The organism is Streptomyces phytophilus, assembly GCF_013870535.1.
In the GTDB taxonomy this organism is placed as follows: Bacteria; Actinomycetota; Actinomycetes; order Streptomycetales; family Streptomycetaceae; genus Streptomyces; species Streptomyces phytophilus.
Window position 1 is genome coordinate 1 of sequence record NZ_JACBXC010000504.1, and the last position, 4,149, is coordinate 4,149.

Genomic DNA, 4,149 nt, shown 5'->3' on the forward strand with positions numbered 1-4,149 from the left:
GCGCCTGTGCGTCCGCCGTCTGCTCGACGCAGGTCCAGCCGGGCACCGGGAGGTCGGCGAGGCGGGCGAGGGAGAGCCGCCGCACGGCGGCGCCGCCGCCGATGAAGTCGGACACGAAGCCGTCGGCGGGGTCCGCGAGAAGCTGTTCGGGCGTGTCGTACTGGAGCACCCGGCCGCCTTCGCCGAAGATCGCGATCTTGTCGCCCATCTTCACGGCCTCGTCGATGTCGTGGGTGACGAAGACGATGGTCTTGCGCAACTCGGCCTGGATGCAAAGGAACTCGTTCTGCAGGGCCTCCCGGTTGAGCGGGTCGATGGCGCCGAACGGCTCGTCCATGAGCATCACCTGCGGGTCGCCGCCCAGGGCCCGCGCGACGCCGACACGCTGCTGCTGACCGCCGGAGAGCTGCCGGGGGTAGCGTCGCCGGTAGACCTCCGGGTCGAGACCGACGAGCTCCAGCAGCTCGTCCACGCGCCCGGCGACGCGCGCCTTGTCCCAGCCGAGCATCCGCGGCACGGTGGCAATGTTGTCGGCGACGGTGCGGTGCGGGAAGAGGCCGCCCTGCTGGATGGTGTAGCCGATGCTGCGCCTCAGCTCGTGGGCGGGGATGTGGGTGACGTCCCTGCCGTCCAGGTGGATACGGCCGGAGGTCGGTTCGATGAGGCGGTTGACGAGCTTCATCGTGGTGGTCTTGCCGCAGCCGGACGGGCCCACGAAGACCACGATCCGGCCGGTGGGGATGGACAGCGTCAGCTCCTCGACGGCCGCGGTGGACTGACCGGGGTAGCGCTTGCTCACCTTCTCCAGGCGGATCATCGTCGCGTCGGCGGAAGGGGGCTGTGTCTGCGTCTGTGTCTGCGTCTGTGTCGTGTCAGGCTGAGTCATGTCAGGCACCGAGCCCTCGTGGTGTGGTGAGTCGGTTGACGGCGGCGAACAGCAGGTCGAAGAGCACCGCGAGCACCGCGATGGCCGCGATGCCCTCGATGGTCAGGTAGACCGCGAACGGGGTGCCGGCGGTGGCCAGGCCGTCCAGGATGAGGTTGCCGAGACCGGGGCCGTTCACCGCCGCGGCGATGGCGGCGATGCTCAGCAGCAGCTGGGCCGCGACCCGCAGGCCCGCGAGCATCACGGGCCAGGCCAGCGGCAGTTCGACGACGGCCAGGACCCGGAGCCGTCCCATGCCCATGGCGCGGGCCGACTCGGTCACGGCGGGGTCGACTTGGCGCAGGCCGACCATCGTGTTGCGGATGACGGGCAGCAGCGCGTAGAGCGTCAGGGCGACGATCGACGGCCCGTTGCCCAGGCCCAGCGGCGTGATCAGCAGCCCGAACAGGGCGTAGGACGGGATGGTCAGCAGCAGTCCGGCCGCGCCCAGTACGACCGCGCGCGGTGCGCCGGTGCGGTACGTGAGCACCGCGAGCGGTACCCCGAGGAGCACGGCAAGACCGAGGCCCTCCAGCACCAGCAGCGCGTGCGCAACCGTCTCGTCCAGTACGTCGGTCCAGTTGTCGGCGAAGAACTCGGAGAAGGTCATGGCGGCACCGCCGCGCTCAGGCGGTCGCCGACAGCGGCGCGGCCGCCGGCGCGGTGGCGAACGCGTCGTGGAAGAAGGCGGCCAGCTCGTCCGCCAGCTCCTTGAACGTGGGGTGGTCGTCGAACATCCACTCCGTGTGCCCGGCGCCCTCCAGCAGCCGGAGCCGCTTGGGTTCGCGCGCGTTGTCGTACAGCGCGCGGGCCTCGTCGGGCCGGTGCAGCTCGTTCTCCGCGCCGTGCACGATCAGCAGCGGCCGGGGCGCGATGCGGTGCACCACCGACTGCGGCGAGAAGCGCAGCAGCATGTCGGCGGACTCCAGCGTGACGCCGGTGCCGAAGCCGGGCGCCTTGTACAGCTCCTCGCCCACGTAGCCGTCCGTGCGCCGGTCGAGGTCGAGGCGGACGATGTCCCAGGGCGAGACGATCTGCGAGCGGCCGTGCTTGCTGCGGTGCCCGCGGTCGGCGACGATCCCGTCGAGCAGGCTCCGCCAGGACGAGTCGTCGTGCATGTTGCGGGTGGAGCGGATGCCGTCGCTGACGCAGTTGAGGGCGGCTACGGCCCGTACGCGCGGGTCCTCGGCCGCCTCGGCGACGACGACACCGCCGCCCATGCCCCAGCCCAGCAGGCCGATGCGCGCGGAGTCGAGGTCCTCGGCGGCGGCCGCGCGGTCGACGGCGGCGCGCAGGTCCTCGGCCCACTCCTGCGGTACGAGCCGGCCGCGCTCGCCCTCGCTGAGGCCGAAGCCGCGGTAGTCGAAGGCCACGACGGCGAAGCCGCGGGCGGTCAGGGCGCGGGCGAACCGCTCGGGGTGGATGACCTTCAGGCCCTGGAAGCCGGAGGCAGGGACGATCACCGGGTACGGGGCGCCGGCGCCGGCGTCGTCGGGCAGATGGAGGTCGGCGTCCAGTCGCAGGCCCGAACTGAAGAACGCGAACGGTCGAGAGATCATGCGGAAGGCTCCTGTTGGTGGGTGTGCGCGCGGGTACTGCCCGCCGGGATTGCCCGGGTGCTGGTCTGCGCGGACTCTGCCGGGTCCGCGGATCGGAGGGGGTGCGGGCGGCCGGGGGTACGGACGGTCGGGCCGCCCGGCTAGCGTCCGGCCATGGCCCGCGATATCTGCTGGGCGGCCGTGGCGACGACACGGGCCGCGGCGTCCAGCTCCGCCGCCATCCGGTACTTCGGCGCGGAGACGTTCACCGCCGCCATCACCCGTCCCTGGAAGTCCCGTACCGGGGCGGCCGCCGCGACGAGCCCGGCCTCGAACTCGTCGACCGCCAGCGCGTACCCGGCCTCCCTGGCCCGGCGCAGCCGGTCGAGCAGGTCCCCCACGTCCCGCGGCGCCCGGGGCCCGCCGTCGGCGAAGGGGACGCCGGCGAACAGCTCGCGCACGTCGTCGTCGGTGTGGTCGAAGAGGAGCGCCCGGCCCGAGGAAGTGGTGGTCAGGGGAGTGACCCTGCCGACCCAGCCGGCGGTCTGCACCGCTCGCATGGGGCTCTCGGAGAGCACGGTCAGCGCCCCGTCGGCGGTGCGGACGGTCAGGTGGACGCGCTCCTTGAGTACGGACACGAGCCGGCGCAGCACCGGCCGGGCCTCGGTGAGCAGCCGGGGCCGGCCCGCGCCGGCGGCCAGGGCGAACACCTGCCAGCCGAGCCGGTAGCCGAGGTTGTCGCGGTCCCGTTCGACGAAGCCCGCGCGGTCGAGCGCCTTGAGCGCGCGGGAGACCTGGCTCTTCTCCCGGCCGACGCGCTTGGCGATCTCCACGACTCCCAGACCGCCGCGCTCCGTCGCCTCCTTCGACCCCAGCGCCGAGAGGATGGCCAGGGTGCGGTGAACGCCGGACGAACGCTCGCTCTCCATGACGTGAGCATGCAGGCGGATGGGCACCGGGGACAACCCTTGTTGCTCACAGGGCAACTCCGGCGGACCCGGGGCCCGGCTCCCGCCCCCGCCGCGACCGCAACCGCGCCGCCAGCACCTCCGCGAGGTGCAGCCCCTGGCGCCCCGTTCCCTGCTCGATCTGGGTGCGGCAGGAGAAGCCGTCGGCGAGGACGAGGGTGTCGGCCGCGGCCTCGCGCACGGCCGGCAGCAGCACGCGCTCCCCGGCCTGCCGGGACACCTCGTAGTGGCCGCGCTCGAAGCCGAAGTTCCCGGCCAGCCCGCAGCAGCCGGACCGCAGCCGCTCCTGGTCCACCCCTGCCCGCCGCAGCAGCGCGGCGTCCGGGTCGAAGCCGAGTACGGCGTGCTGGTGGCAGTGGACCTGGGTGATCGCCCGCCGCCCGACGTTCGGCGGCTCCCATTCGGGTGCGTACGCCGCCAGGAACTCCGCGAGGGTGTGGACCGAGCGCGCCGTGCGCCCGGTCCGCTCGTCGGCGGGCAGCAGTTCGGGCAGGTCGCCGCGGAGCGCCGCCGTGCAGCTCGGCTCCAGCCCGACGACCGGGGTGCCGGCCGCCGCGTACGGGGCGAGCACCCGCAGCGTACGGGCCAGCACCCGGCGGGCGACGCCGAGCTGACCGGTGGAGATCCACGTCAGCCCGCAGCAGACGGGCCCCCGGGGGAGGACGACGCGGAAGCCGGCGTCCTCCAGGACCTCCACGGCGGCGCGCGGCACCTGCGG

The 4,149-nt window shown here is 73.5% G+C and carries 5 protein-coding genes; all 5 read right to left on the bottom strand.

Going from position 1 to position 4,149, the window contains the following annotated elements; genetic code table 11:
* The coding region (locus H5J30_RS20135; RefSeq protein WP_220189128.1) for an ABC transporter ATP-binding protein at window positions 1–886 on the bottom strand (886 nt) is incomplete at its 3' end.
* Between the two features lies 1 nt (window position 887).
* Window positions 888–1,535 (bottom strand): ABC transporter permease, encoded by a 648-nt coding sequence (locus H5J30_RS20140; RefSeq protein WP_181788801.1) that lies wholly within the window; start codon window positions 1,533–1,535, stop codon window positions 888–890.
* A gap of 16 nt (window positions 1,536–1,551) precedes the next feature.
* Window positions 1,552–2,484 (bottom strand): alpha/beta hydrolase, encoded by a 933-nt coding sequence (locus H5J30_RS20145; protein ID WP_181788802.1) that lies wholly within the window; start codon window positions 2,482–2,484, stop codon window positions 1,552–1,554.
* Between the two features lie 140 nt (window positions 2,485–2,624).
* Window positions 2,625–3,392, bottom strand: coding sequence for an IclR family transcriptional regulator (locus H5J30_RS20150; protein WP_181788803.1), 768 nt, complete (start codon window positions 3,390–3,392; stop codon window positions 2,625–2,627).
* Between the two features lie 46 nt (window positions 3,393–3,438).
* A partial coding sequence (locus tag H5J30_RS20155) for a (Fe-S)-binding protein (protein ID WP_258563430.1) occupies window positions 3,439–4,149 on the bottom strand: 711 nt, incomplete at its 5' end.